This is a genomic window from Streptomyces sp. NBC_01463 (genome assembly GCA_036227345.1).
Taxonomy (GTDB): Bacteria; Actinomycetota; Actinomycetes; order Streptomycetales; family Streptomycetaceae; genus Streptomyces.
On sequence record CP109468.1, the window covers coordinates 7,956,769 to 7,983,443 of the forward strand.

The following is a 26,675-nucleotide window of genomic DNA, read 5'->3' on the forward strand; positions in this document are numbered from 1 at the left end:
CAGGGGCGGTCCAACAGGGCGCCAGGAGGGAAACGGGCTCTTCCCGGCGTACCCCCGGACTCGCCCGGTCATCCTTGAACCGAGGAGCCGCTCGTGCGCACCTACCGTTCGGCCGCCGTGGTCGCGGCCTCATTCGTCCTGATGGCGGGGGCCGCCGTCGCGGCGCCCTCCGCCCACGCGGGCACCCCCGGCGGAACGCACGCCGACGACCGCAACACCGACTTCAACGGCGACGGACACGACGACGTCCTCATCGGCGCGCCCGGCGGGACCGTCGGCGGCAAGCAGGGCGCCGGCTACGCGACCGTGAAGTACGGCGGGCCGGGCGGCATCGACGCCACCCGGGGGAGCGTCCTCAGCCAGAACACCGCGGGAGTACCGGGCGCCGCCGAGGCGGGCGACGGCTTCGGCCGCGCCCTGGCCACCGGCGACCTCGACGGGGACGGGTACGACGACGCGGTCGTGGGCGTGCCCGGCGAGGACATCGAGCCGCTGACGGACGCGGGCGGCGCCGTCGTCCTGTGGGGCTCCGCCCAGGGGCTCTCCGGCACGGACAGCGACTGGCTGCAGGCGGCGGAGCCGGTCGTCGGCGGCCGGTTCGGCAGCGCGCTCGCCGCGGCGCACTTCAGCCCCGACATCCCCGGCGACCAGCTGGCCGTGACCGACCGCACCGACTTCACCCTGTTCCAGTACGCCCCGGGAACCCGCCGGAACGCCACGTCGAGCAGCAGCCACATCCCCGGCACCCCGGGGCGAGAGATCGCACCCCGCGCCCTGACCACCGGCGACTACGACGGCAACGGCCTCGCCGACCTCGTCATCTCCGGAGTCACCGTCGGCGACGAACCGGGTCACGGCTGGTCCGCCGTCCTCCTCGGCGAGGTCCAGGGGCTCCGCTACGACCACGATCTGCGCGGCGGCCCGGCCGTCGCCACCGGCGACATCGACGCCGACGGCTACGACGACCTCGTCACCGGCGAGCCGGCCGGCCCCGACGACGGCGGCGCAACGACGACCGGCGGTGTGGTCGGCGTGTACTACGGCAGCGCGGGCGACGGCCCCGTCGGCGCCGACGGCCCGGGCACCCCGCCCGTGTGGTGGACGCAGGACACCCCCGGCATCCCCGGCGGGTCGGAGGCCGGCGACGGCTGGGGCGCCGACCTCTCCGTGGCGGACACCGACGGCGACGGGTACCCGGACGTGGCGGTCGGCGCCCCCGGCGAGGACATCGGCACGGTCGCCGACGCGGGGGCCGTGTGGGTGCTGCGCGGCACGGCCGGCGGGCTCACCGCCACCGGCGCAGCTTCGTGGGACCAGGACTCGGCGAACGTGCCGGGCACTCCCGAGCGGGGCGACCGCTGGGGCGGCCAGGTGCGGCTGACCGATCCGGACAAGGACGGGCGGTCCGGCCTGCTGTCCGCCGCGCCCGGGGAGAACGCCGGCGACGGCATCGTCTGGGCGTTCCCGGCGGGCCCGGGCGGTGTGACGGCATCCGGCTCATGGACGTTCGACGCCGGCACCTTCGGCGGCCCGGAGACCGGCGCCGGATACGGAGCCGCGATCGACGAGTAGCGGCAGCCGCGGCGCGGCGCGGCCCGGGCCAGGTCCCGTCGGACCTGCCCGGGGCGCCTCCGGTACACGGCCCGCCGGATCCGCCCGACCGGCCCGGGACCGCTTCCGTACACCGCCCCCCGACCGGCCCGGGACCGCTTCCGTACACCGCCCCCCGACCGGCCCGGGACCGCTTCCGTACACCGCCCCCCGACCCACCCCGGACCGCTCCCGAGGACCGGTGCCAAGCCGGTGCGCGATGCCACTATGAACCTTTCATCCCGCGCGCTACCCTCCGCCGCATGATTTCCACGGTGGTCTGGGGAACCGGCAATGTCGGCCGCGCGGCCATCCGCGCCGTCGAGGCCCATCCGGCCCTGAAACTCGCGCACGTACTCGTCCACGACCCCGGCAAGGTGGGCCGCGACGCGGGCCGCCTCGCCGGCCTGGACCGCGATCTGGGCGTCGCGGCGACCGATGACATCGACGCGGTGCTGGCCACCGCCCCCCGGGCCGTCGTGTACGCGGCCTCCGGCGACATCCGCCCCGACGAGGCCCTGGCCGACATCACCAGGGCGGTCGCGGGCGGCGCCGTCGTCGTCACACCCGCGCTCTACGCCCTCTACGACCAGCGCGGCGCGCCGCCCGAACTCCGCGAACCGGTCCTGTCCGCGGTCGCGGGCGGTGGCGGCTCCCTCTTCGTCTCCGGCGTCGACCCCGGCTGGGGCAACGACGTACTGCCCCTGCTGATCAGCGGACTCGGCACCACGGTCGAGGCGATCCGCTGCCAGGAGATCTTCGACTACTCGACCTACGACCAGCCCGACTCCGTCCGCGACCTGATCGGCATGGGACACCCCATGGAGTACGAGCCGCTGATGCTCGCGGCCTCCATACCGACCATGGTGTGGGGCGGGCAGATACGTCTGATGGCCAGAGCGCTGGACGTGGAACTCGACGACATCCGCGAGACCATGGCCCGGCGGCCGCTCGAAACCACCGTCACCACCCGGACGATGGGCGTGTTCGAGGCCGGCACCCAGGGCGCGGTCCGCTTCGAGGTCCAGGGCATCGTCGGGGGCGAACCCCGCATCGTCATCGAGCACATCACCCGCATCCACCCGTCCTGCGCCCCGGACTGGCCCTCGCCTCCCGACGGAGCCGGCGCCCACCGCGTGATCATCGAAGGCCGCCCGCGCATCGAGGTCACCGTCGAGGCCACCGACGAGGGCGAGAACCGCTCGGCGGGCGGCAACGCCACCGCCGTCGGCCGGCTGGTGAACGCCATCGACTGGCTGGTGGAAGCGGAACCCGGGCTCTACGACGCCCTCGACGTCCCCCTGCGCCCCGCAGCCGGCCGACTCGGAAGGAAGCAGCCATGATCATCGACATCCCCGAGGGCCAGGAGCCGATCGGATACGTATGGGGCGACATGGTCCCCGGCATCGGCATGGCCGCGGCGAACTTCTCGCTGTCGGTGTACGAGCACACCACGCTGGGGCTCCGCGAGTTCGAGGCGGCGCGGCTGCGCATCGCGCAGATCAACGGCTGCCTGTTCTGCCTGGACTGGCGCACGGAGCGCGACGGGCAGAAGGTCGAGGAGGAGTTCGCCGGTGCGGTGAGCGACTGGCGCACCACCGACGCCTTCGACGAACGGACGCGGCTGGCGGCGGAGTACGCCGAGCGGTACGCCCTGGACCACCACGGCCTGGACGACGCGTTCTGGGCGCGGATGACCGCGCACTACACACAGCACGAGATCGTCGAGCTGAGCATGAGCATCGGTTCGTGGCTGGCCTTCGGCCGGCTCAACCATGTGCTGGGCCTCGACGCCGTGTGCGTGCTGCCCGGGCACTGACGGACCGGCGGCCGGCCGGGGCACTGAACGGGCTGTCGGCGGACAGCCCGGTCACGGCGTGCGTCCAGTAGGAGGACTGCCCACCCTTCTACTGGAAGGTTCGCCCCCGCGGACCCGCTGTCACAGGTCGGTGGCGATGATCTTCTCGATGTTCCGTTCGGCGAGTGCCGTGATGGTGACGAACGGATTGACGCTGGTGTTGCCGGGGATCAGCGCGCCGTCGATCACGTACAGCCCCGTGTAGCCGTGTAGGCGGCCGTAGTTGTCGGTGGCCTTGTCGAGGACCGCGCCTCCCAGCGGGTGGTACGTGAGGTGGTCGCCCCAGATCTTGTAGACGCCGAACAGGTCGGTCCGGTAGATCGTCCCCTCCTTGGAGTTGATCTTGTCGAAGATGGACTTCGCCATGTTGATGGAGGGCTGCTTCCACGCCGTCTGCCAGTCCAGGTCGACCCGGCCCGTCGCCGCGTTCCAGGTGAAGCGGGCACGGTTCGGGTTCTTCGTGATGGACAGGTAGAACGAGGCGAAGGTCTCGATCCCGGTCGGCAGCGGTGCCACCTCGGCGAACGCCCCTCCGGCGTCCCAGTTGTCGATGCCGCCGCAGGGGATGCTCGACTGGACCGCGCCGGTCGGGTCCCACAGGTGGTTGGCCCGGCCGCACATGACGTTGCCGTTGTCGCCCCAGCCCCGGCCGATCTCGTCGTTCAGGCCGGACAGGGCGCCGGTGGCCTTGAGCTTGGTCAGCAGCTTGCTGGTGCCGACGCTGCCCGCGGCGAAGAACACCTTGTCCGCGGTGACCGTCTTGGTGGCCGCGATGCCTCCGTCGGTGCGGAGTTCGTCGATGACGACGGTGTAGCCGCCGCCCGACGCCGGGGAGACCGAGGTCACCTGATGCAGGGGTGAGACGGTGACCTTGCCCGTCGCCGCGGCCTGGGCGAGGTAGGTCTTCTGCAGCGACTTCTTGCCGTAGTTGTTGCCGTACAGGATCTCGCCGGCCAGCGCCGACTTGGGTACGGTCCCGGCCGCCTCCTGCTCCATGTAGTCCCAGTCGTACACGTCCGGCACGAACACGAACGGGAAGCCGGAGCGCTGGGCGTGCTTGCGGCCGACCCTGGCGTACTTGTAGCAGTCCACGGTGTCGAACCAGGCCGGGTCGATCGTGGAGACCCCGAGCCCGGAGTTGGCGCGCGGGTAGTAGGTCGAGTACATCTCGTCGGCGCCGACCGTCGGCAGGATGGCGCCGAAGTTCTCGCGCCTGGGCGTCACCGCCATGCCGCCGTTGACGAGTGATCCGCCGCCGACGCCCCGTCCCTGGTAGACCGTGATGCCGCTGAAGTCCTCGGCGTCCAGGATGCCGGTGTAGCGCGGGATCGCCCGGTCGATGGGGAAACCGAGGAAGTTGCTCAGGGGCTGCTTGGTCTTCGTCCGGAGCCAGTACGAACGGCCGTCGGGCGAGGTCGTGTTGGCGAAGACCTTGCCGTCCGAACCCGGGGTGTCCCAGGCCATGCCCATCTCGACCATGTGGACGTGGACGCCTGCCCGGGCGAGCCGCAGTGCGGCGACGGAACCTCCGTACCCGGTGCCGATCACCAGCACGGGGACACGGTCCCCGTTGCCGATCACGGCGGCCGCACCGGTGGTCCGTGCCTGGGCGGCGGTGGCGTGGCCCGAGAGCGCGGCGGCTCCCAGGATGAAACCTGTTCTAGCGATGAATCCCCGACGCGAGACCTCGCTCGATCCCTTGTGGGGTAAGGTCGAATCCGTCATGTGACGTTCCTCACTCTCGGTCGAATGGGAACGAGTTCTACTGGCGCTTGCTCAAGAAGTCACTAGATACCTATCGGTAATTTCCCGGGCCCCGGCCGTCCGCGGCCGGCAGTGGGCCGCCGCGTCCCGGGGTGCGGCGCCGGGGCATCGCGTGGATGCTGGGAGGGTCAGCGTTCCATGAGGAGGAAAGTCATGAGCATGCTCGACAAGATCAAGGACCTGATCAAGGGGCACCCCGACCAGGCCCGCCAGGGAGTCGAGAAGGGTGGCGACTTCATCGACAAGAAGACGGGCAACAAGTACAGCGGTCAGGTCGACACCGCCCAGCAGAAGCTCAATGACCAGACCGGTGAACGCCGTCCGCCCACCGACGAACGGTAGGGCGTCGCACCCTCCATCCGTCGCACCCTCCACCAGGCCTCCACCCGCAAGGGTGGGGGCCTGGCGCCTGCGTGTGGCGGGGCGGGGACGGAACGCGGCGGAGCGGCAGCCACCCTCCCCGGTGGCTGCCGCTCCGTCGTCTTCGTGTGGCCGCGGGACCGACCGGAAGGTCAGTTGTGGCCGAACTTCCGCTCGCGCTTGTGGGAGACCTGTTCGGAGATCGCCTTCACCGCATCGGGCGTGGGCGCCGTGCTCGTCTGTTCCTTGGCCTCCGGGGCCGTGGAGTGGTCGTGGCCCCCGGTGCGCGCACCGCGGTTCTGCCGGCTCTGCTTCTTGCCCATGATCGTGCCTCCTCGCGGATGTCGGACGATGGGCCGACTTCAGACTTGCACACAAGTACGAAGGGTGCATTTCGGTCGCCGGTGCCGGACGCCCTGAAGTGCGCGGTACGGCGCCGGGGGAGCATGCTGACTGTGTGACCTGGTACGGCGCTGCCCGGCATGCTCCGCTCGATGAGGGCGGCAGCCTGTCCGGAAGGCCGAACGACGGCCGGGCGCCGGACGAACTGTCGCTGGTGCTCGCCCAGGCTGTCGTGACCGCGATCGAGTCCGCCGGCGGACAGGCCGGCGGCGTCTACCTGCCCTCCCGCACCCCCGGACTCCTGCGGCTGGCCGTGCTCGCGGGGCTGCCGGGACCGCTGTTCCGTCCCTGGTGGCGGATGCACGTGAACCGCCCGTTCCCCGTCGCCGAGGCCTTCCGGTCGGGCCACGCCGTGCACCTCGCCGACGCGGAGGAGGCGATGCGCCGCTTCCCACAGCTGATGGCGGGCCTGCCCTTCCCCTTCGGCTCCCTCTACGTGCCGGTCATCCACGGCGGCAAGCCGCTCGCCGTCCTGGTCGTGCTGCGCCCGGCGACCCCCGGGGAACCGGTGGGCACCGCCGACCGGCGCAGGCTGCGCACCGTCGCCGACGCGCTCGGCGCCGCACTGGCCGCACTGGAGTCCGCGGGGACGAAGACCCGGTGGGACGAGGAGCCGCTGCCCGTCCAGCTTCCAGCGGGCAGTTCGCCGCCGGTCCGGATCGGCCGCTTCGACTGGGACCTGGAGAGCGGCGCCGTCGGCGCGGACGACGAGCTCTGCGCCATCCTGGGCACCGGGCCGGAGCTGTTCCCCGGCACCATCGACGCACTGGCGGCGCGGCTCGCCCCCGAGGACGTCCACGGGCTGTGGACCCTGGCCCGTCAGGCGGCGGGCTCGGGCGGACCGGTCGTCCGCCGGATGCGGCTGCGCGGCCCCGACGGGCGCTCGCACCTGCTGGAGGTCTCGGGCCGCCGGGACAGCGGAGCGGAGCCCGGCGCGACGACCCATCTGACCGGGTTCCTGGTCGACCTCGGGATCGGCCCGGTCGTCGCGGAGGCGGCCGACCGGCTGCCGCGCGGCATCTTCTCCCTCGACCGTTTCGCCCGGATCACCTACATCAACCGCCTCGCGGAGGAAATCCTCGGCCGTCCCCGGTCCGAACTGGTCGGGCGGGTCCTCTGGGAGGCCCTGCCGTGGTTCGCGAACCCCGCCTACGAGGACCACTACCGCTCCGCGATGATCTCCGACGCGCCCGTCCACTTCCTCGCCCGCCGCAACACGCCGCAGCCCTGGCTCTCCGTCTCCCTGTACCCCGGGCACGACGGTCTGACGGCCGTCCTCACCCCGACCGACCAGCCGGCCTACACGCCGGGCTCCGTCGTATCGCCCGGGCTGGGGCTCGGCTCACCGGCCGACCGCTCCGCCGCGTTGTACCGGCCGGTCGCCCTCGCCATCGCGCTCACCGAGGCCGTCACCGCCCGCCAGGTGTCCGCCGTGGTGACCGAGGAACTGCTTCCCGCCTTCGGCGGCCGCCAGCTCGCGATCTACCTGCTCAAGGAGCGTCATCTCTACCTGGAGTGGGAGACCGGCTTCCCCCAGGGGTTCCTGGACCGGTTCGACGGCGTCGCCCTCGACGCCCGCATCCCCGGCGTCGAGACCCTGACCACCGGACGCCCCATCTTCTTCGAGTCGATGCAGCGGCTGGCCGCCGCGTACCCCGGCATCCCGATGGAGACCGACGTCGGCGCGCGCGCCTTCCTGCCCCTGATCGCCTCCGGACGGCACGTCGGCTCGTGCATCCTCGGCTTCGACCAGCCGCGCGGCTTCAGCCCGGAGGAGCGTACGGTCCTCACCGCACTGGCCGGACTCATCGCCCAGGCGCTCCAGCGGGCCCAGCGCTACGACACCGAGGCGGCCCTGGCCCGCGGCCTGCAGAACGTCCTGCTCCCGCACGGTCTGCCCGTCGTGGACGGCGTCGACACCGCGGGCCGTTACCTCGCCGGCACCCAGGGCATGGACGTCGGCGGCGACTGGTACGACGTCATCGAGACCGGGCAGAGGCTCGCCCTGGTCATCGGGGACGTACAGGGCCACGGCGTGGCCGCCGCCGCGACCATGGGCCAACTGCGCAGCGCGGTGCGGGCCTTCGCGCTCAGCGGGCACGATCCGCTGGAAGTGATGAGCGGGACCAACCGGCTGCTCATCGATCTCGACCCCGGCCAGTTCGCGAGCTGCTGCTACATCGTCATGGACCCGGCCACCGGCAGCACCCAGGCGGTGCGGGCCGGCCATCCGCAGCCCGTGCTGCGCCGCCCCGACGGCACCGTCGAGGTCATGGACCTGCCGGGCGGCATCGTGCTCGGTGTCGACGCCGACGCGACGTACCCCGTCACCGAACTGGAGCTGGCCCCCGGCGCGATGCTCGCCCTGTACACCGACGGCATGGTCGAGGAGTCCGGAACGGACATCGACGTCGGCGTCGAGCGGCTGCGCAGCACCATCGCCGAGCGCGGCGCTGCCTCCCTGGCCGAGATGGCTGATCATGTGATCGGCCGGGCCAGGCAGGCCGCGGACCGGCCCGACGACATCGCCCTGCTGCTCGCGGCCCGGTGGGCCGCCGGGACCGCGTAGCTCCCCGGGCGATGCCGCCGGCCCGGCGGGGCAGCTCACCCGGTGACGGCCGCTTCCCGGCCGGTGCCCGAGGGTTCGGGCCGCGGCCTGCCCGGGAGCAGCAGACCCGCGAGGAAGACCACGGCCGCCGCCGCCACCGGCCACCAGAAGGCGTGGGCGAACGTGGCGGCGGTGGGGGCCGGCACGGAACCGCCGGCCTGCAGGATCAGGGCGACGACGGCGATGCCCAGCGAGGCCCCGATCTGGTTGAGGATGAACACGGCGCCGGTGGCGCCCGCCACCGCGTCGCCCGGCACGGTCCGGTAGACCGATCCCATCGTCGGCGCACCGACCAGGCCCATCCCGAAACCGGCGGCGAACTGGGCCGCGGTCAGCCAGATCTGGGGAGTTCCGGCATCGGCACCGGTGAAGACCAGGGCGCCGGCCCCGATCAGCAGGGCTCCGGTGGGCACCAGCCGGCGGGCACCGAGACGGTCCGCGAGCCGGCCCGCCACCGGCATCCCGATGAGCGTGCCGAGGCCCAGCGGGGCGAGCAGGAGTCCGGACCGCAGTACGCCGTGGCCGTGCACCTGCTGGTAGTAGAGCGGCAGCAGGAACAGCAGGGAGAACAGCCCGCCGCCGAGCAGGAACATCGTCGCGACGCTCGCGCCGAACCCCTTGTTGGCGAACAGGCGCAGATCGAGCAGGGGTATGCGGGTGGTGCGCAGGGCGTGCACGGCGTACACGGTGAACAGGGCGATGCCCAGGGTCAGGGCGATGATCACCCCGGCGTCCCCGAACCCCTGGCCGCCGGCCCGGGACAGCGCGAACACGAGCGCGGCGAAGCCGGGGCAGAGCAGGGCGACACCGGGGGCGTCGAGCGGTACGGGGTCCGCGGCCCGCGGCGGGTCGGCCGGCAGGACGCGGACGGCCAGCACGATCGCGGCGAGGGCGAACGGGATGTTGACCAGGAACATCCACTGCCAGGAGAAGTTGTCCAGCAGCAGCCCGCCGATGACCGGGCCGACCACGGGACCGAGGGTGATCGGTACGGAGACCAGACCCATGACCCGGCCGATGCGGGCGGGCCCCGCGGCGCCCGCGACGACCGTCATCATGATCGGGTCGACCATCCCGCCGCCGAGACCCTGGACGACGCGGAAGGCGATCAGGCTCTCCGCGTTCCAGGCGACGGCGCAGAGCGCCGACCCGGTCAGGAAGACCGAGAGTCCCAGCAGCCACATCCGCTTGGCGCCGAAGCGGACCACGGCCCACCCGGCCACCGGGATCGCGAGGGCGACCGCGAGGAGATAGCCCGTGGTGACCCACTCGACGGTGGCCAGGGTCGCGTGGAACTCGCCGCCCAGCGTGCTGATCCCGACGTTGACGATCGTCGCGTCCAGGTAGGACATCATCCCGCCGAGCACCATGACGCCGACCAGGGTGAGCAGCGCGGCATCGAGCCCGGCCGCCCCGCTCCCCGCTCGTTTCGTTACAGACACAGAAACCCCTTTTAACCGAGCCATCCAAGTAACTTTACTGGGTAGTTAAATCCGGTGGCTGGCACGGTAGCATGACGGCATGAGTGTCGGCGAGAACATGACGACGGCCGGTGGCCAGGCGGACCGAGGGCGGCTGGACAAGCGCCGGGCGATCGTGGAGGCCGCCCTCCGGGTGTTCGCGCAGGTCGGCTACGCGCAGGCCAGCCTGGACGTGATCGCGGCCGAGGCCGGGGTCTCCAAGCCGACGATCTACAACCACCTGGGGTCGAAGGAGAATCTGTTCCGGTACGTCATGACGGAGACCGCGGCCCGGGCCAACGCCAAGACGCTCGACGTGCTGACGGCCTTCCCCACCGACCCGGCACAGCTGCGGCCCGGCCTCGAGGACGTGGCGCACAAACTCGTCGACTGCTACTGCGACGAGCAGTCCGAGGCCGTGCGCCGGCTGCTGTACGCGGAGGCCGTGCGCTTCCCCGACCTCTTCGACGCGGTACGGGCCAGCGGACCCAACCAGTTCACCGAGGCCCTGGCGGGCCGGCTGGCCCGGTTCGCGAACGCCGGGCACCTGCGGATCGAGGACCCGGTCCGGGCGGCCAACCAGTTCATTGCGCTCGTCTACGAGGAGGTGCCGGCGATGACCGCGCTGGGCACCCGTCCGCTCGACCCGGCGGACGTCTCGAAGGTCGTGGAGGCGGGAGTGGACACCTTCCTTCGCGCCTTCGGCCCGGCCCCCTCCGGTGCGGCCTGACAGTCGGGTCGGCACGGACCGGAACGGGTCTCCGCCCGCGCCGGAGCGGGCCGGGGCGGGCGGAGACCGGGCGGCTCAGCGCCTGCGCGGGCCCGGAGCCGGGACGAGGCGTACCGCCGTGTTCAGGACGTGGTCGATCACGTCGTGCGAGGGCTTGTCCGTCAGGTTGGTGAGCAGCCGGGCCAGGGTGTTCAGCAGGAACGGCGAGTTCATCACGTACCGGTTGAGCACCGGCTGGAAACCCGACCTGCTGAAGACCAGATCGGCCGCCTTGTTGCCGAGCCGGTAGTAGCTGCCCCAGCGGCGGTTCATCTCGACGGGGTAGTGGTGGAGCGCCCGCTCCCGCCTCGGACCCGCCGGCAGGGCCAGGGCGAGCGCCGCCGACTCGGCCGCGACCTCGCCGGCCTCCATCGCCTGGCCGATGCCCTCACCGTTCCACGGGCTGATCATGCCTCCCGAATCGCCGACCAGGAGGAGCCCCCTCGTGTACAGCGGATGCCGGTTGAAGCCCAGGGGCAGCGCGGCGCTGCGCACCGGCCCCTCGGCGTTCTCCTCGCGCAGTCCCCACTCCTGCGGGGTCCGCGCCAGCCACCGGTCCAGGGTGGCCCGCAGGTCTGCCTTGCCGTGCCGGTGGTGGGGGATCGCACCGAGACCCACGTTGACCCGGCCGTCACCCATCGGGAAGATCCAGCCGTACCCCGGCAGGAAGTGGTCGCTCCGGGGGTAGCGGAGGTCGGCCCAGAGCTCCAGGAACTCCTCCCGGGAACGCTCGGGGCTCCGGTAGTAGCGGCGGGCCGCCGTGGCGATCTGCCGCTTCGCGTCCCGCTGCAGCCCCATCGCGAGGGCGAGCCGCGCGGAGGCGCCGTCCGCGGCGATGACGACCGGAGCGCGGTGCACCACCGGTTCCCCGGCCCCCGACACGGCGGTGACACCGGTGATCCGGCCCGCCCGGTCGGTCACCGGATCCGTCACCTTCACCCCGGTGCGCAGCCGCGCCCCGGCGGCCACCGCGTGCCGGGCCAGGATGTCGTCGAAGTCGTGCCGGCTGCGGGTGAGGCCGAAATCCGGGTAGCCGCCCAGTGACGGCCAGTCGATCTGCACCTGCCGGTCCCCGGTCACCCAGCGCATCCCGCGCGACCGCGTCCAGCCGGGTGCCGAGATGTCGATGCCCATCCGGATCAGCTGGTGCACGGCACGCGGGGTGAGGCCGTCCCCGCACACCTTCTCCCGCGGGAACGCGGACTTCTCCAGCAACAGCACGTCGACGCCCGCTCTGGCGAGATGGAAGGCGGCGGACGAGCCGGCCGGCCCCGCCCCCACCACGATCACCTGGGCCTCCTCGGCGGAGCCTTCGTCCGGTGCGGACTGGTCTGCGTGCGCTTCCCGCATGGGAACCCTTTCCTGGGGCGGCCGGCGCCGCCCGCGGACGGCGACCCTGTACACCGACATCCTGCCGGTTCGGACCGCTCCGCGGCAGGGTGATCAACACCCCGGAACACACGGGCAGTCGGCTGCGACGTGTTCCGGAAGTCCCGCCCGCCCGGCGCCGGAACGCGGGTCGGGACCGCACGGAGTGCGGTCCCGATGGCGAAGAAGAGAGCGGCGCGGAAGTCAGTAAGGCAGCGGGCGCCCCGACGGGGTGCGCAGATCGAGCGGCGGCGGCCTGGAAGGAAGCTGGGGACGTCGGACGATCCTGATGCGGCCCACTGCACCACCTCCTGTCGGTCCCTGTCATATGCCCTCCGGTGCGGCGTTCACACATCCGGCGGCCAGGAAGGGCACGGTGCCTCGAACAGGCGGCTGCGACGAATCGTGTTAAACCTGAAGATGTGGGTGGTACAGGTCGGTTCCGGACGTGGCTTCACCGCTCCGCCCGGCAGCCGCATCGGCACGATGACGGACGCCCGGGCGGTGACGAGCCTGCACCCTCCGGCCCGAATCCCGGGCGCTCCTCACCGGGACGCAGGCTGCGCGCACTCTTCAGCGTCCGTACCGTCGCCGGCCAGGTCTTCTTCCTCATGCTGGGCATCGTGGCGCTGCTCGTCGCGACCGCCGTGATCGCCCTGGTGGTGCAGGGCAGACGCGACAGCATGAACGTGGCCCGGGCCAAGTCGCTGAGCGTCGCGGAGACCTTCGCGCACGGGCCCGGCATCGCGGCCGCCCTGGACTCCAGGGACCCCACCGCGCTCCTGCAGCCACGCGCCGAGGAGATCCGGCGGAGCACCGGCGTGGAGTACGTCGTCGTCGCCGGGACCAACGGAATCCGCTACACCCACCCCGACATCGCACTGATCGGGAAGCACATCCTCGGGCCTTACAAGGAGGCGCTGGAGGGTGACGGCTTCACCCGGACCGTCAACGCCAGCCGGGGTCTCGCGGTCAACTCGGTGGTGCCGGTGCAGCGGCCCGACGGCACGGTCGCCGGTCTCGTGTCCGTCGGCATCAAGGTCGAGACCGTGAACAAGCTCGCCTACCCCAGCATCCCGCTCGCCGCAGGCGCCGCGGTGGTCGCGCTCGCCCTCACGGCGGGCGGCGCGGCCCTGGTGAGCCGCCGGCTGGGCCGCCAGACGCGCGGACTCGGCCCGGCCGAGATGACCCGGATGTACGAACACCACGACGCGGTGCTGCACTCGGTCCGCGAGGGCGTCCTGATCATCGGCGCCGACGGCCGGCTGGCCCTGGCCAACGACGAGGCCCGCCGGCTCCTGGACCTGCCCGCCGATGCCGAGGGCCGGGCCGTGGCGGACCTGGGGCTGAACCCCCGTACCGCGGAACTGCTGGCCTCCGGGCAGGTCGCCACGGACGAGGTGCGGCCCGCCGGGAACCGGCTGCTGGCCGTCAACCTCCGCCCCACCGGCCAGCGGGGCGGACCGCCCGGCACGGTCGCCACCCTGCGGGACACCACGGAACTGCAGGTCGTCACCGGCCGGGCGGAGACCGTGCGGGAACGGCTGCTGCTCCTCTACCGGGCGGGGGCCCGCATCGGCACCACCCTCGACATCACCACGACCGCACGGGAACTGGCGGAGGTCGCCGCCCCCGGATTCGCCGACTGCGCGACGGTCGACCTCGCCGACTCCGTCCTGCGCGGCGAGGAACCGGAGGCACCATCCGGCAATGTGATGGACGTGCGCCGCACCGCCGTGAGCGGCGTCGGCCCGGACCATCCGCTCTATCCGCTGGGCCGCGTCATCGGCTTCGTGCCCACCAGCGCCGAGGGCATCGGCAGCAGCAGCGGCCACACCTGGATGGTGCCGGACCTCACCGCGTCCCACCAGTGGCGCCTGCCCGACCCCGCCCAGTCCGCGCGGATCCTGGAGTACGGATTCCACTCGCTGCTCTCCGTACCCCTGCACGCGCGCGGCGTCATCCTCGGCATGGCCAACTTCTGGCGCGCGCAGAACGAGGCCCCCTTCGACGCCGAGGACCTGTCCTTCGCCGAGGAACTGGTGGCCCGGGCGGCCGTCAGCGTCGACAACGCCCGGCGCTACACCCGTGAGCACGAGATGGCGGTGACCCTCCAGCGCAGCCTGCTGCCGAGCGCCCTGCCCGAGCAGAACGCCCTGGACGTCGCCTACCGCTACCTGCCGGCCCAGGCCGGGGTGGGCGGCGACTGGTTCGACGTGATCCCGCTGTCCGGCGCACGGGTGGCACTCGTCGTCGGCGACGTCGTCGGGCACGGTCTGCACGCCGCGGCCACCATGGGCCGGCTGCGCACCACGGTGCACAACTTCTCCACGCTGGACCTGCCGCCCGACGAACTCCTCGGCCACCTCGACGAGCTCGTCGTCAGAATGGACCAGGACGAAGGTGCCGGAGGCGGGTCGATCACCGGGGCCACCTGTCTGTACGCGATCTACGACGCGGTCTCCGGGCGCGTGTGCGTGGCCAGGGCCGGTCACCCCGGGCCTGCCCTCGTCCTGCCCGACGGCACCGTCGAGTTCCCCGAGATCCCGGCCGGTCTGCCGCTCGGCATCGGCGGCATGCCTTTCGAGGCGACCGAGCTGGAGGTGCCCGAGGGGAGCCGCTTGGTGCTGTACACGGACGGTCTGGTGGAGCGCCGCGACCAGGACATCGACGAGGGCATGGAGCAGCTGCGCGGAGCCCTGGCCGGCCGCGACCGCACACCGGAGGAGACCTGCGACGACGTGCTGGAGGCCCTGCTGTCCAACCGCCCGGGGGACGACGTCGCGCTCCTGGTCGCCCGCACCCGCACCCTCGATCCGGCCCGTCGCGTCCAGTGGGAGGTGGCCCCCGACCCGTCGGCCGTCGCCGGAGTCCGCAAGGAGGCCATCCGCTGGCTCACCGACCGGGGCCTCGACGAGGAGGGCTTCGTCACCGAACTGATCCTGAGCGAACTCGTCACCAACGCGATCCGGTACGGCTCCGAGCCGATCAGCGTGCGGCTCCTGTACGACCGGGCCCTGATCTGCGAGGTGTCGGACTGCAGCAGCACCTCCCCGCACCTGCGCTACGCCGCGACCACGGACGAGGGCGGGCGGGGTCTGTTCCTGGTCGCCCAGTTCGCCGAACGCTGGGGCACCCGCTACACCGAGCGCGGCAAGGTCATCTGGTCCGAGCAGTCGCTCGACGGACCGGAGCCGCCCGGGTAGCAGCCGCACCGACGGGACGGGGCCCGGCAGTGTGACTGCCGGGCCCCGCAAGGGTTCGTTCACCTCACACGTGTGGTCAGGGGAACGACACCACGTTCGAGGGGACGGTGGACGTACCGGAGGTGGGAGATCCGGTGTTGTTGATGACGTGTTCGTACTGGCCCTGGCCGCCGAGGGAGACGACGAGCAGGTCGTGGAACTTCACGCCGGCCTTCACCGGTGCCTCGAAGCCGTGGTCCTGACGGATCGTCGGGTCGACGTTGAAGTAGCAGTAGCTGCCCAGGCCCCAGCCCTCGTGGGTGTTCACGGAGTCGTCGACCTTGTAAGCCGCGAACCCCTTGGTGCTGCCGTTCTGCACGGCCGCCTGGTTGGGGGCGTCGTACGCCTTCTCGTTCTGGAAGAAGATCGTCTTGCCCCGCTCGCCGGACCACCGCACGTCGTACTTGTTGAAGTGCTCGACGAACAGGCCGGTCGCCAGGACGTCGTCACCGTTGACCTGGAGACCGTAGTCCGAGCGGTTGGTCTCCCAGCCCACTCCGTCGCCGTGGTCGGCGCGCCACAGCCAGGTGTGGTCGATGATCGTGTCGTCGTTGTTGATGACCATGCCGGTGGTGGCCTTGCCGGCTCCCGCGCCGCCGACCCGGACGAACACGTCCTGGACGGTGGTCGGGTTCGCCGCGTGGTCGGCCGATGCCCCGTCGGGGCCGACCTGGACCAGCACCTGCGAGTTCTGCGGACCGGCGTCGACGAGCAGTCCGGCGAGCTTCACGCCGTCCACGTCACCGACCTTGATGGCGGTGACCCCGTTGTCCGGGATGATCGTCGCGAGTCCCAGACCGAGCACGACCGTGTTGGCGCGGTCGATGTTGATCGTCTGGTCGACGTGGTAGATGCCGGGCGTGAACAGCAGGTGCAGGCCCTGCTGCACCGCCGCGTTGATGGTGGCGGCGGAGGCTCCCGGCTTGACCACGTAGAACTGGCTCAGCGGGATGGACTCGCCCTGCGGAGTGCCGTTCCACGAGACACCGCGCGCGTTGGTGCGCTTGGCGGGGACGAACACCTTGTAGTCGTTGCCGTCCAGGTAGAGGAAGGGCTTCTCGCGGGAGACCGGCGTGGTGTCGAGGGTGGTGTACGGGGGGTTCGGGAAGCTCTGGGCGGGGGCGCCCTCGACGCCGGAGAACGTCATGTTCCAGACGCCGTTGCCCCAGCTGCCGATGGAGCTGTCGCGGGTGTACCACTGCTGCTGCGAGTACGGTCCGACCTGGCCGTCGATCTTGCTGTCGGCGATGTACCCGCCGCTCGCCCAGCCGTAGCCGTTGGGGGCGAGGTTGAGCCCGCCCTTGACGTGCATGCGGCGGAAGGGCGCGGCCTGCGAGACGGCCCAGCGGTCGGTGCCGCTCACGGGGTTGAGCGCCAGGTTCTCCGCGGACCGCCAGAAGTTCTGCGTGGCGTTTCCGTTGAACCAGCCCGCGTCGACGGTCACGTCACCGTTGAACGTGGTGTCGTCGGGCTTGAGCCCGAGGCCGGCGATCTGGGTGTAGAAGCCGATCTGGGCGTTGATGTTGTTGTACGTGCCCGGCTTGAACATCAGCGCGTAGCGGCCGGTGCCGAACTGCGCCGACTCCTGCTGCTGGAAGATCTGGTCGACCTTGGCCTGGATGCCCGGCGTCGACGGGTCGAAGACCAGGACGTTCGGGCCGAGGTCGCCGCCGCCGGGAATCTGCGGGCCGCCTCCGCCGCCGGTGGTGCCGAACACCTGGAACTCCCAGAGCGAGTACCCGTACTGGGTGGCCCGGGTGGTGCCGGTGAGCCGGACGTAGCGGGCGGTGCCGGAGACGTTCAGCGTCTCGTTGCCGCCCGGGCTCGTGGTGGTCGAGTAGGCGGTGCTCCAGGTGCTGTTGTCCGTGGAGAACTCGATCTTGTAGCTCTTGGCGTAGGCGGTCTCCCACTTCAGGGCGATCTGGCTGACCGAGGCGGCGGAGCCCAGGTCGACCTTGATCCACTGGGGGTCGGCCGCCGCGCTGGACCAGCGGGTGCCGTTGTCGCCGTCCACGGCGGACGTGGCGGGGGTGCCGTAGTTCTCCTGGCTGGAGGCGGTCACCGTCTTGCCCTGCGAGAGCAGCGAGGGTGCCGCGCTCGCCGGGGTGGACGGCGAGAAGGCCAGCAGCGAGACGACGAGACCGGCGACGGCGGCGAGTACGCCGGTGCGTCTCCTTCCCGTCGAGGATGCGGGTCTGTGGAACAAGGGGGGTGCGTACATGGGGGTTTTCTCCTGAGTCGCGGTACGGGTGCACGACACGAAGCCGGAGAGCGCTCTCTCCGGCCGATGGGGATACTTCTCCCTCGCGTCCCCACACGTCAATAGGTGTGCAACACCCGCTTCACCGAGCTCTGTTGAGAACAAGAAATGATGACTGATACCTCACGATTGACCGAGTTCCCGAAGCCTTGAGGCTTTCCCCGTAAGGGATCTGACGGACCATCGATTCAGGGGATGATGTTGCGGCCACGCGGAGTGAGTGAAGGAAAGCGGGTCGTTGCCACCGCAACCGATCAGCTCCCGTGGACAGGTGTGAAGGGTCGGTGGATCCGCTTACCGGAAACCGCCGCGCCTGTTACCGGACATCTTCCGGACACCCCGGGGACAACGGGCACCGCCGCTCGCTATCCTCCGGGGCATGAGCCGTGAGCGTGGCACGCGTGGCGTCCCTGACCAGGGACGACGGGGTTCCGGGTGACCGAGGGCATGGGCCCTGTTCCGGCGGACGCCCGTACCGCGGAGGCATGGAGATCGTTCGGAGTCCGGTTACGTCAGTGGCGCAGGCGGGCCGGCCTCACCCAGGCACAGGTCGGCGCGCGCGTCGGCTACGACCACACCGCCATCAGCAAACTGGAGCACGGCAGCCGCCGGACACCGCCGCCCCTGGCAGGCCGGCTGGACGATCTTCTGGGCGCCGGCGGCGACCTGCTGGCCGCGTGCGAGGACGCCGGTGCGCAGGAGCGGGCGGGAGGGGCTCGGACGCCCGCGCGCCGGGGCCCGTTGCCCGGGGAACCCGCGGGCGGGGAACTCCTGGCGATGCTCCCGCCGGGGACGGTACTGCCGGTGAGCCTGCCCGCCTACGGACTCGTCTGCCCGGTCCACGGCCGCGACGGCTGCACGGTCCCCGTGCTCACCGACGTCATCGCGCTGCACGCGGTCTTCTGCGCCCTGGACCCGGACACCTCGCCCCGGCCCGCCCTGGACCACGACACCGTGCACGCCCTGACCGCCCTGCTCGCGGTCTGTCTGCGCGCCGACGAGGAACGCGCCTGGCCGGGAGCGACCGCCGTCGTCGAGCGCACCCTGCACGCCATGCTCCGGTGGATGGCGCTTCCCGCCGCCTCGTACCAGCGCCGGCTCGCGCCGCTCGCGGCCGAGTACGCGCAGTCGGCGGGCTGCCTGCGGCTCCTGTGGGGCCGCAACGGGACGGCGATGGCCTGGCTCGACCGCTCCCTGGTGTGGGCCGCCATGGCCGGTCACGTGGGGACGGAGGTCGCGGCGCTCAGCGACATGAGCACCCTTGCCCGGCTGGAGGGTGACGGCCCGTCGGCGCTCGCCTACGGCGAGGAGATCCGCCGGGCCGCCGCGGGCCGGCACTGGGCGGGCGCCATGAGCGATCTGTACCAGGCGCGCGGTCACGCCGTCCGGGGCGACGCCGCCCGGACCCTGGGCCACATCGACCGGGCCTGGTCGCAGATGGACCGGGTCGGCGAACGGGACGAGACGGAGGCACCCTGGCTCTCCGTCGCCTCCGTGCGTCTGCGGGTGGAGTCCGGCGCGGCCGGGGCGCTGCGCGATCTGGCCGCGGCCACCGGCGACCGCCGCTACGCGCTCCGTGCCGTCGGGGCGGCGGGCACCGCGCTCGGCCTGCTGCCGCCCGGTATGCACTCGGCGAGGATGCTGTTCCTGGCGCGGCTGGCCGACGCCCATGCCTGCGCCGGCGACCCCGCGGCGGCGCAGGCTGTGGCGGGCCCGGTCCTCGACACCACCGAGGTGAACCCCGCGACGCTGCTCGGCCAGGAACTGCGCGGCCTGCACACCAGACTGGCCGGCCGCACGGACCGCACGGCCCGACGGCCGGAGACGGACGACTTCGTCCGCAGACTGGCGGCGGTGGTCCGCTGAGCGGGCGCCGGGGGTCCGCGGCAACCGGTCAGGAGGGCTGGACGTCGTCGAAGAGGGCGAGGGCGGCGGACGGGTCCGGGCTCACCAGGCGTTCCAGGCCGGCGATCGTGATGCTCGCCCACCGGCCGGCCCGGGTCCACATCCGTTCCTCGAAGGCGCGGACGGTCTCGTCCAGATCCCCGGGGCCGGAGGAGGCGATGGACTCGGCGAGTTCGGCACCCTCCAGCATCGCGAGGTTCGCGCCCGCTCCCAGCGGGGGCATCAGGTGGGCGGCGTCGCCCAGGAGCGTCACCCCGGAGACATGCGCCCAGGTGTGGGACGCGGGAAGGGTGTGGAGGGGGCGGCGGACGAAGGACGTGCCGTGGCGGAGGAGGTCGAGGACGGGAGGTGCCCAGCCCTCGAACAGTGCCAGCAGGCCCGATCGCACGGCGTCGGCATCGGTGCCGGCCGCCCCTTGGGGGGTCCGGTCCTCCTCCGTGCGGAACTGGGCGTACACCTTGACGTGGCCGCCGCTGTTGCGCTGGGCGACGATCGAGCGGTTCACGCCGTACGCCGCCACGGAACCGTCGCCGACCAGCCGGGCGAGGCCGGGGTGGCGGGTGTCGATGTCGTCCAGGGAGGTCTCGACGTAGGTGACACCGGTGTACTGCGGCGTCACGGGCGAGAGCGCCGGACGGACCCGGGACCAGGCGCCGTCCGCGCCGACCACGAGGTCGAAGGTCTCCTGCCGCCCGTCCGCGAAGCGGACCAGCGCGCCGTCCCCGCCGCCCGGCACGACCTCCGTCACCTCCCGCCCCCACTGGACGTCCAGGGGGCCGAGCAGCAGGTCACGGAGCTGGCCCCGGTCGATCTCCGGATTCGCCCGCTCATCCGGACGGGGCTGCCAGTCGCGCAGCACGGTCCCGTCCGTGTCCAGGATGCGCATGGCCTGCCCCTCGGGGCGGGACAGCTCCCGGAACTCCGCCAGCACGCCCGCCTTCTCCAGCGCGCGCTGGCCCAGTCCCTCCTGAAGGTCCAGCGTGCCGCCCGGCGGGCGGGCGTCCCGGGAGGGATCGCGTTCGAGGACGGTCACGGGGTGGTCATGACGGTGGAGGACACGGGCGAAGGCCAGACCTGCGGGGCCGCTGCCGATCACAGCGATACGGGATCTCATGCCGGGACGGGAGCGGGGCGGGACGTGTGGATCACGCCCCGCCCCCACGGCCTCCGGGAGTTGATCAGCTGACGTCCAGTGCCACGTCGTCCACGACGAAGCTCGTCTGCAGGTAGGCGTCCTCCTTACTGGTGAACCCCAGCGTCACCGTCTGCCCCGCGGCGGAGCCGACGTCGAAGGACTGCTGGACATAGCCGCTGCCCGCGTCGACGTTCGAGTACGTGGCCAGCGTCCGGGAACCCAGCTTCACGGTGAACGTGTCGTAGGCCGTCGGGTCGCCCGCCGACTCGTCGGTGTCGGTGCTCAGGTAGAACGACAGCCGGTAGGTCGAGCAGCCCGCCGGTACGGTCAGCGACTGCGTGGCGGTGTCGCTGTGCGTGCTGCCCCAGCCGCCGAACCAGGCCTGGTAGGCGCCACTGTGCGCGGGCTTCTCGGAGGTCCGGTTGTTGATGACCCCGGCCGACTGGCTCCAGGGTGCCGTGCCGTTCTCGAACCCGCCGTTGGCGACGACCTGCCGGGCCTGGCAGCTGCTGGAGCCCCCGACGACCAGCGAGTACGTGGTGGTGTGGGTGGCGGTGCCCGTCCCCGTCACGGTGATGCTGTACGTGCCCGCGGTGACCTGCGCCCCGGCGGAGACGGTCATCGTGGACGAGGCGCCCGACTGCACGGAGGCCGGGGCGAAGGACACGGTGACCCCGCTGGGCGCACCGGAGGCGCTGAGCCGCACGCTCTGCGCGGAGCCGCTTGTGGTGGCCGTGGCCACGGTCGCGGTGACGGACGCGCCCGGCTGGACGCTGCCGGAGACCGGGTTCACCGAGACGGAGAAGTCGTCGGCGGGCGCGGTGGTGCCGACCGCCGTCTTCCAGACGGTGTAGGCGACCCCGTCGGCGCTGCGGTTGAGCGCGGTCGCGTTGATGTTGGCGGTGGTGTCGCACGACTGGTGGTAGCAGGGGTCGTACGAACGGCCCGCGGTACCGCCCCACTTGGTGGCCTGTGCGGCGGACTTGGTGTCACTGGCACCGGTCGCGTAACCGGAGGTGGCGATGCCGCCCTGCTGGAACGAGTAGTCGTCCGAGCGGCCCTGGCCCTCGATGTTCTCCTCCGGGGCCAGGCCGAGCGAGGTCCAGTACTCCTTCATCGGGGCCGAGGCCGCCGAGTTGAGGTTGTTGATGAAGTAGCCGCCGTTCGTCGAGGCGACCATGTCGAAGTTGTAGTAGGCGTTGATGGCGGCCCGCTGGGCGGCGGTGAGCTGACCGACGTAGTACTCGGAGCCCTCCAGACCCTGCTCCTCGCCGTTCCACCAGGCGAAGCGCACATGCTTGGTCATCGTCGGGTTCTGCTGGGCCAGGGCGAGCGCGTTCTCCAGCAGGGTCGCGGAACCGGAGCCGTTGTCGTTGATGCCGGGACCGGCGGCGACCCCGTCCAGGTGGGCGCCGAACATCACGGTGCGGTCGGCGGGACCGCCCGGCCAGTCCGCGATCAGGTTGTTGCCCCGGTAGGTGCAGGTGGTGCAGGTCTGCTCGCTGACGGTGTAGCCGGCCGCCTGAAGCTTGCCCTTCACATAGGCGAGCGAGGCGGTGTAACCGGCGCTGCCGGCCCGCCGGTTGCCGCCGTTCTGGGTGGCGATCGTGTTCAGCTGCGTGAGGTGCGCCTGGACGTTGGCGACGCTGATGTCGGGGGCCGTGCCGCCCGGATTGCCGCCGTCACCGACGGTCAGGGTGTACTGGACGGTGTGGTCCTGGGTGCCCGCGCCCTTCACGGTGAGGGTGTACGTCCCGGGTGCGGCGGCCGATGTCGTCGAGACGGTCATCGCCGAGGTCGCGCCGGACTGGACCGAGGACGGGCTGAAGGCGACGGACACACCGCTCGGCTGTCCGGTCGCCGACAGGCTCACCGTCTGTGCGCTGCCGGAGGTCACGGTCGTCCTGACCGTGGCCGTCACCGAACTGCCCTGCTTCACCGAGCCGGATGCCGGGTCGAGCGACAGCGAGAAGTCGTTGTTGCCGCTCGGGGTGCAGGTGGGGTCACCGCTCTGGGCGGGGACGCTCACCGCGTCCCAGGCCGCCTTCGTCCGGTTGTACAGCACACAGGTGGCGTCGAGGTTCTTGGCCGAGGTCAGTGTGGCGGTGCGGTAGCGCTTGTACGTCATGCCGCTGGTCTTGAGCAGCATGCCGCCGTAGAAGACCTTGCCCGCGCTCTGGATGCCCACTCCGGTGACGGTGGAGCTGTTGCAGGTGGGGCTGGACGGCTTGCCGCCGCCGGGGTTCGAGCCCTCGGCGAGCAGATAGAACCAGTGGTTGAGGGGACCGGCCGCCGCGTGCTCCTCGGTGCCGGGTATGGCGGAGCTGTAGCAGTTCGGGTCGCCGATCTGTCCCGGGTTGTACATGATCCGGATCGGCCCGTTGCCCACGAGGTTGATCTTCTCGCCGACGGTGTAGTCCGGGTCGTCGTACGGGGCGGGCTCGTTGGTGTACGCCTCGGTGAGCGCCCCCATGATGTCGCCGGTGGCCTCGCCGAGCCCGGACTCGTTGTTGGCGCCGCCGGGTGTGTACTGGTCGATGCCGTGGCCGAACTCATGGCCCACGACGTCCATGGCGCCGATCCACTGGTTGGCGTTGTTGTGGCCGATGGAGACGGTGGAGCCGTCCCAGTAGGCGTTCACGTCGTTGAGCCCGACCTTGACCGGCCAGCTGCGGCCGTTGCCGTCGTGGCCGTTGCGCCCCAGCCAGTCGCGCAGCATGTCCCACTCGTGCTGGGCCGCCCACATGACGTCGACGCAGCCCGTCTCCTTGCTGGAGGCGCTGCCGGTTCCCCAGGAGTCGCTCGACTTGGATAAGACGCTCCCGGTGCTGTAGTCGGCGCAGGTCAGCCCGGGGCGTCCCGGGTCGCGCAGGGAGTAACTTCCGCCGGAGGACGTCGTGTTGATGGAGAGCGGGGACGGGCCGTTCCACTGGCTGTTGCCGGTGCCGGCCTTGACGTCGTCATAGCTGTCGAGCACCGCGCCGGTACCCGCGTCGACGAAGACGTGCAGGCGGCTGGGGGCCTTGCCGGTCCGGCCGGTGAGTACGGTCTCCCAGGCCAGCCGGGTCTTCGTGCCGGTGGCCCGGACGACCAGCCGGTGGCTGTCGACCCGCTCCACCGAGCGGAGCCGCTTGCGCGAGGTGGCCTCGGCCGTCCTGGCCGGGACGGTCGCGGTGGTCGGCACGTTGACGCGCCGGGAGAGGGCCGACTGGGATCCGCGGATGTGCCCCTTGGAGTCGGAGACCACGACGGCGTCCCCGCCGACGACCGGAAGGCCGCGGTAGGTGCGTTCGTACGCGACGGAGTAGAGCCCGTTGACCCAGGGGGTCACCGTCTTTCGCTCGTACCGTTCCTCGGGTCCCTTGGCCAGGGTGTCGAGACCGCCGGCCGCGGCCCGGTCGGCGGCCGACACGGCGGCCGACAGGGGAGTCGGGGACGGGGGCGACGGTTCTGCAGAAGCTGACTGGCCGCTCGTGACGACCAGCATTCCGGCGAGGACGGCCAGGGTTGTCCCGGCCGTCATCGGTCTGCGTTTCATCGAGGCTCCTCGGTTCGTGGGGACCTCGGTCACGGGCAGCGGCGTGGGGAGACGCACCCGCCCGTTCGGCCGGCGCGGGCCGTCCGCCCAGGTGGTGTCCGTGATCGGGCGACCGAACACTCACACGTCGCCATGACCTCGTCAACGAACTGCGGGCTCCTCGGGGGGACTTGGCAAGTCTGGTCAAGTCGGACCTGTGGGATCGCACAGCCGGCGCACAGGAAAGCCATCGCCGCGGAGGGTGGCCGGACAGCGAAAAACCCTCCTCGTGGTGCGGGGGAGGAGGGCGGGGCTGGACGAACCGACGGGCTTGCTCTATTCTGCATCCGCGCCAAGTGGTGCAAGTAGCACGGATGTTGAGGCGAAGGTATCACGATTCCATCCCTCGGCGCAAGACCTCTGTCATTCACCGCTTGGCCTTCCGGTTCGGCACCCCCTTGTCCAGCACTCCTTCGAGGAAGGCATCACGCCCTTGACTTCGCACCTCATCACCGCAGCGGCTGCCGGCACCTGGCAGCTCGGCGACCTGACCGTCAACCGGATCGGGTTCGGCGCCATGCGCCTGACCCAGAACGGTGCGGCGTTCGGCGACGACCGCGGCCCGCACGACCGCGACCGGGCCGTCGCGGTGCTGCGCCGGGCCGTTGAGCTCGGTGTGAACCACATCGACACCGCCGCCTTCTACTTCTCGCCGCGGCGCTCGGCCAACGAGCTGATCAACAGTGCCCTGGGGCCCTACACCGACGACCTGGTCATCGCGACCAAGGTCGGCCCCGGCCGCGGGCCTTCGGGCGACTGGCTGGACTGGGCCCGGCCCGGGCAACTGCGCGGGCAGGTCGAGGAGAACCTCCGCCAGCTCGGCCGCGACCACCTCGACGTGGTGAACCTCCGGGTGAACGGCCCGGCCCCGATCGCCGAGTCCTTCGGCGCTCTGGCCGAACTGCAGAAGGAGGGGTTCATCCGCCACCTGGGACTCTCCAACGTCTGGCCCGAGCAGATAGCCGAGGCCCTCGCCATCGCACCGGTCGTCTGTGTGCAGAACCGGTACGGCATCGGCACCCGCCGCGCCGACGCCGAGGAGGTGCTGCGGACCTGCGGCGAGCTGGGCATCGCCTTCGTGCCGTTCTACTCGATCGCCGGCGACGCCGGACAGTCGGGAGCCGACCGGTCGGCGGAGGACGAGGCTCTGCTCGACGTCGCCCGGGCCCACGACGCCTCGCCCGCCCAGGTCCGGCTGGCATGGACCCTCCAGCGCGCCCCGCACGTCCTCGCCATCCCGGGCACGGGCGACCCCGACCACCTGGAGGCCAACGTGGCGGCAGGCGCCCTGCGGCTCACCGACGAGGAGGTCCGCCGACTCGCCGAGCTCGGCCGGGACGCCGGCTGATCAGGGCGGCCCGGGCCCCGGCGGACGTAGCATGATCCTCATGGAGCAGCGCGAACTGGGCAGGACCGGACGGGACGTATCGGTCGTCGGACAGGGCACATGGCAGCTCGGCGGAGACTGGGGCGAGGTGCGTGAGGCCGATGCCTTCGGCGTGCTCGACGCCGCCGTCGAAGGCGGCGTCACCTTCTTCGACACCGCCGACGTGTACGGGGACGGCCGCAGCGAACAGCTCATCGGCCGCTATCTGAAGGAGCGCCCCGACACGGGCGTCCTCGTCGCGACGAAGATGGGCCGGCGCGCCGATCAGGTGCCGGAGAACTACGTCCTGGACAACTTCCGTACGTGGAACGACCGCTCGCGGGCCAACCTCGGGGTCGACACCCTCGACCTCGTACAGCTGCACTGCCCGCCGACGGCCGTCTACTCCTCGGACGAGGTCTACGACGCGCTCGACACGATGGTCGCCGAGGAGCGGATCGCCGCCTACGGGGTGAGTGCCGAAACGTGTGCCGAGGCGCTGACCGCCATCGCCCGGCCCGGTGTCGCGAGCGTCCAGATCATCCTCAACCCGTTCCGGCTCAAGCCCCTGGACGAGGTGCTCCCCGCCGCGCGCGCGGCGGGGGTCGGCATCATCGCCCGGGTGCCGCTCGCCTCCGGGCTGCTGTCCGGCAGGTACACCGCGGACACCGTCTTCGCACCCGAGGACCACCGCACGTACAACCGGCACGGTGAGGCGTTCGACCAGGGCGAGACCTTCTCCGGAGTCGACTACGGCACCGGGGTGGCCGCCGCCGCAGAGTTCGCCGGGCTCGCTCCGGACGGCGCGACTCCCGCGCAGACCGCGCTGCGCTGGATCATCCAGCAGCCCGGCGTCACCGCGGTCATCCCCGGAGCGCGCTCCGTGGAGCAGGCCCTGGGCAACGCGGCGGCCGCGGCACAGGGTCCGCTGCCGCGGAGCACGGCCGACGCGGTGCGGGACCTCTACGACCGCAGGATCCGCGCGTCCGTCCACGGTCGCTGGTAGCC

17 protein-coding genes are annotated in these 26,675 nt (G+C 71.7%); 10 read left to right on the forward strand and 7 right to left on the reverse strand.

The window, feature by feature from the left end:
- Positions 1–93 precede the first annotated feature (93 nt).
- The 3 genes from OG521_34935 to OG521_34945 all read left to right on the forward strand — a co-directional run bounded on the left by OG521_34935 (position 94) and on the right by OG521_34945 (position 3,409).
- Complete coding sequence (locus OG521_34935; GenBank protein WUW25679.1) at positions 94–1,572, forward strand: integrin alpha; 1,479 nt, start codon at positions 94–96, stop codon at positions 1,570–1,572.
- Between the two features lie 281 nt (positions 1,573–1,853).
- The gene (locus OG521_34940; protein WUW25680.1) at positions 1,854–2,933 is read left to right on the forward strand and encodes a dihydrodipicolinate reductase; all 1,080 of its coding nucleotides are present in this window, start codon (positions 1,854–1,856) and stop codon (positions 2,931–2,933) included.
- Positions 2,930–3,409 carry a carboxymuconolactone decarboxylase family protein gene (locus OG521_34945; protein WUW25681.1) on the forward strand — a complete coding sequence of 160 codons (480 nt, stop codon included), beginning with the start codon at positions 2,930–2,932 and terminating at the stop codon, positions 3,407–3,409. Before OG521_34940 ends, OG521_34945 begins: the two co-directional genes overlap by 4 nt.
- A 120-nt stretch (positions 3,410–3,529) precedes the next feature.
- Here the strand turns inward: OG521_34945 and OG521_34950 are convergent, their stop codons facing one another.
- A complete protein-coding gene (locus OG521_34950) occupies positions 3,530–5,173 on the reverse strand; it encodes a GMC oxidoreductase (protein ID WUW25682.1) in 1,644 nt (547 codons plus the stop codon).
- Positions 5,174–5,365: 192 nt separating this feature from the next.
- Between OG521_34950 and OG521_34955 the strand changes: the two genes are divergently transcribed.
- Positions 5,366–5,554 carry an antitoxin gene (locus OG521_34955; GenBank protein ID WUW25683.1) on the forward strand — a complete coding sequence of 63 codons (189 nt, stop codon included), beginning with the start codon at positions 5,366–5,368 and terminating at the stop codon, positions 5,552–5,554.
- A gap of 170 nt (positions 5,555–5,724) precedes the next feature.
- On the opposite strand, the gene OG521_34960 is transcribed toward OG521_34955, so the two are convergent.
- A complete protein-coding gene (locus OG521_34960) occupies positions 5,725–5,895 on the reverse strand; it encodes a hypothetical protein (GenBank protein WUW25684.1) in 171 nt (56 codons plus the stop codon).
- A gap of 233 nt (positions 5,896–6,128) precedes the next feature.
- On the opposite strand from OG521_34960, the gene OG521_34965 reads away from it, so the two are divergent.
- The gene (locus OG521_34965; protein ID WUW26904.1) at positions 6,129–8,543 is read left to right on the forward strand and encodes a SpoIIE family protein phosphatase; all 2,415 of its coding nucleotides are present in this window, start codon (positions 6,129–6,131) and stop codon (positions 8,541–8,543) included.
- A gap of 35 nt (positions 8,544–8,578) precedes the next feature.
- Here the strand turns inward: OG521_34965 and OG521_34970 are convergent, their stop codons facing one another.
- Positions 8,579–10,024, reverse strand: a complete 1,446-nt coding sequence (locus OG521_34970) for a DHA2 family efflux MFS transporter permease subunit (protein WUW25685.1) — start codon at positions 10,022–10,024, stop codon at positions 8,579–8,581.
- 79 nt (positions 10,025–10,103) lie between these two features.
- Here OG521_34970 and OG521_34975 point away from each other — a divergent pair, with 79 nt between their 5' ends.
- The gene (locus OG521_34975; protein ID WUW25686.1) at positions 10,104–10,772 is read left to right on the forward strand and encodes a TetR/AcrR family transcriptional regulator; all 669 of its coding nucleotides are present in this window, start codon (positions 10,104–10,106) and stop codon (positions 10,770–10,772) included.
- A 75-nt stretch (positions 10,773–10,847) separates the two neighbouring features.
- Here OG521_34975 and OG521_34980 read toward each other — a convergent pair whose 3' ends face one another.
- Positions 10,848–12,161 carry a geranylgeranyl reductase family protein gene (locus OG521_34980; GenBank protein WUW25687.1) on the reverse strand — a complete coding sequence of 438 codons (1,314 nt, stop codon included), beginning with the start codon at positions 12,159–12,161 and terminating at the stop codon, positions 10,848–10,850.
- 629 nt (positions 12,162–12,790) lie between these two features.
- On the opposite strand from OG521_34980, the gene OG521_34985 reads away from it, so the two are divergent.
- Positions 12,791–15,385: a SpoIIE family protein phosphatase gene (locus OG521_34985; GenBank protein ID WUW25688.1), complete on the forward strand. Its 2,595-nt coding sequence runs from the start codon at positions 12,791–12,793 to the stop codon at positions 15,383–15,385.
- 76 nt (positions 15,386–15,461) lie between these two features.
- Here the strand turns inward: OG521_34985 and OG521_34990 are convergent, their stop codons facing one another.
- Entirely contained in the window at positions 15,462–17,645 is a 2,184-nt protein-coding gene (locus tag OG521_34990; protein ID WUW25689.1) for a discoidin domain-containing protein, read from the reverse strand.
- A gap of 486 nt (positions 17,646–18,131) precedes the next feature.
- Here OG521_34990 and OG521_34995 point away from each other — a divergent pair, with 486 nt between their 5' ends.
- Positions 18,132–19,550, forward strand: coding sequence for a helix-turn-helix transcriptional regulator (locus tag OG521_34995; GenBank protein WUW25690.1), 1,419 nt, complete (start codon positions 18,132–18,134; stop codon positions 19,548–19,550).
- A gap of 28 nt (positions 19,551–19,578) precedes the next feature.
- Here OG521_34995 and OG521_35000 read toward each other — a convergent pair whose 3' ends face one another.
- On the reverse strand, positions 19,579–20,703 hold the full coding sequence (locus OG521_35000; protein WUW25691.1) for an FAD-dependent monooxygenase: 1,125 nt from the start codon (positions 20,701–20,703) through the stop codon (positions 19,579–19,581).
- Between the two features lie 64 nt (positions 20,704–20,767).
- Positions 20,768–24,247, reverse strand: coding sequence for a M28 family peptidase (locus tag OG521_35005; protein ID WUW26905.1), 3,480 nt, complete (start codon positions 24,245–24,247; stop codon positions 20,768–20,770).
- Between the two features lie 487 nt (positions 24,248–24,734).
- On the opposite strand from OG521_35005, the gene OG521_35010 reads away from it, so the two are divergent.
- Positions 24,735–25,649 (forward strand): oxidoreductase, encoded by a 915-nt coding sequence (locus OG521_35010; GenBank protein WUW25692.1) that lies wholly within the window; start codon positions 24,735–24,737, stop codon positions 25,647–25,649.
- 31 nt (positions 25,650–25,680) lie between these two features.
- The gene (locus OG521_35015; protein ID WUW25693.1) at positions 25,681–26,673 is read left to right on the forward strand and encodes an aldo/keto reductase; all 993 of its coding nucleotides are present in this window, start codon (positions 25,681–25,683) and stop codon (positions 26,671–26,673) included.
- Positions 26,674–26,675: the final 2 nt, after the last annotated feature.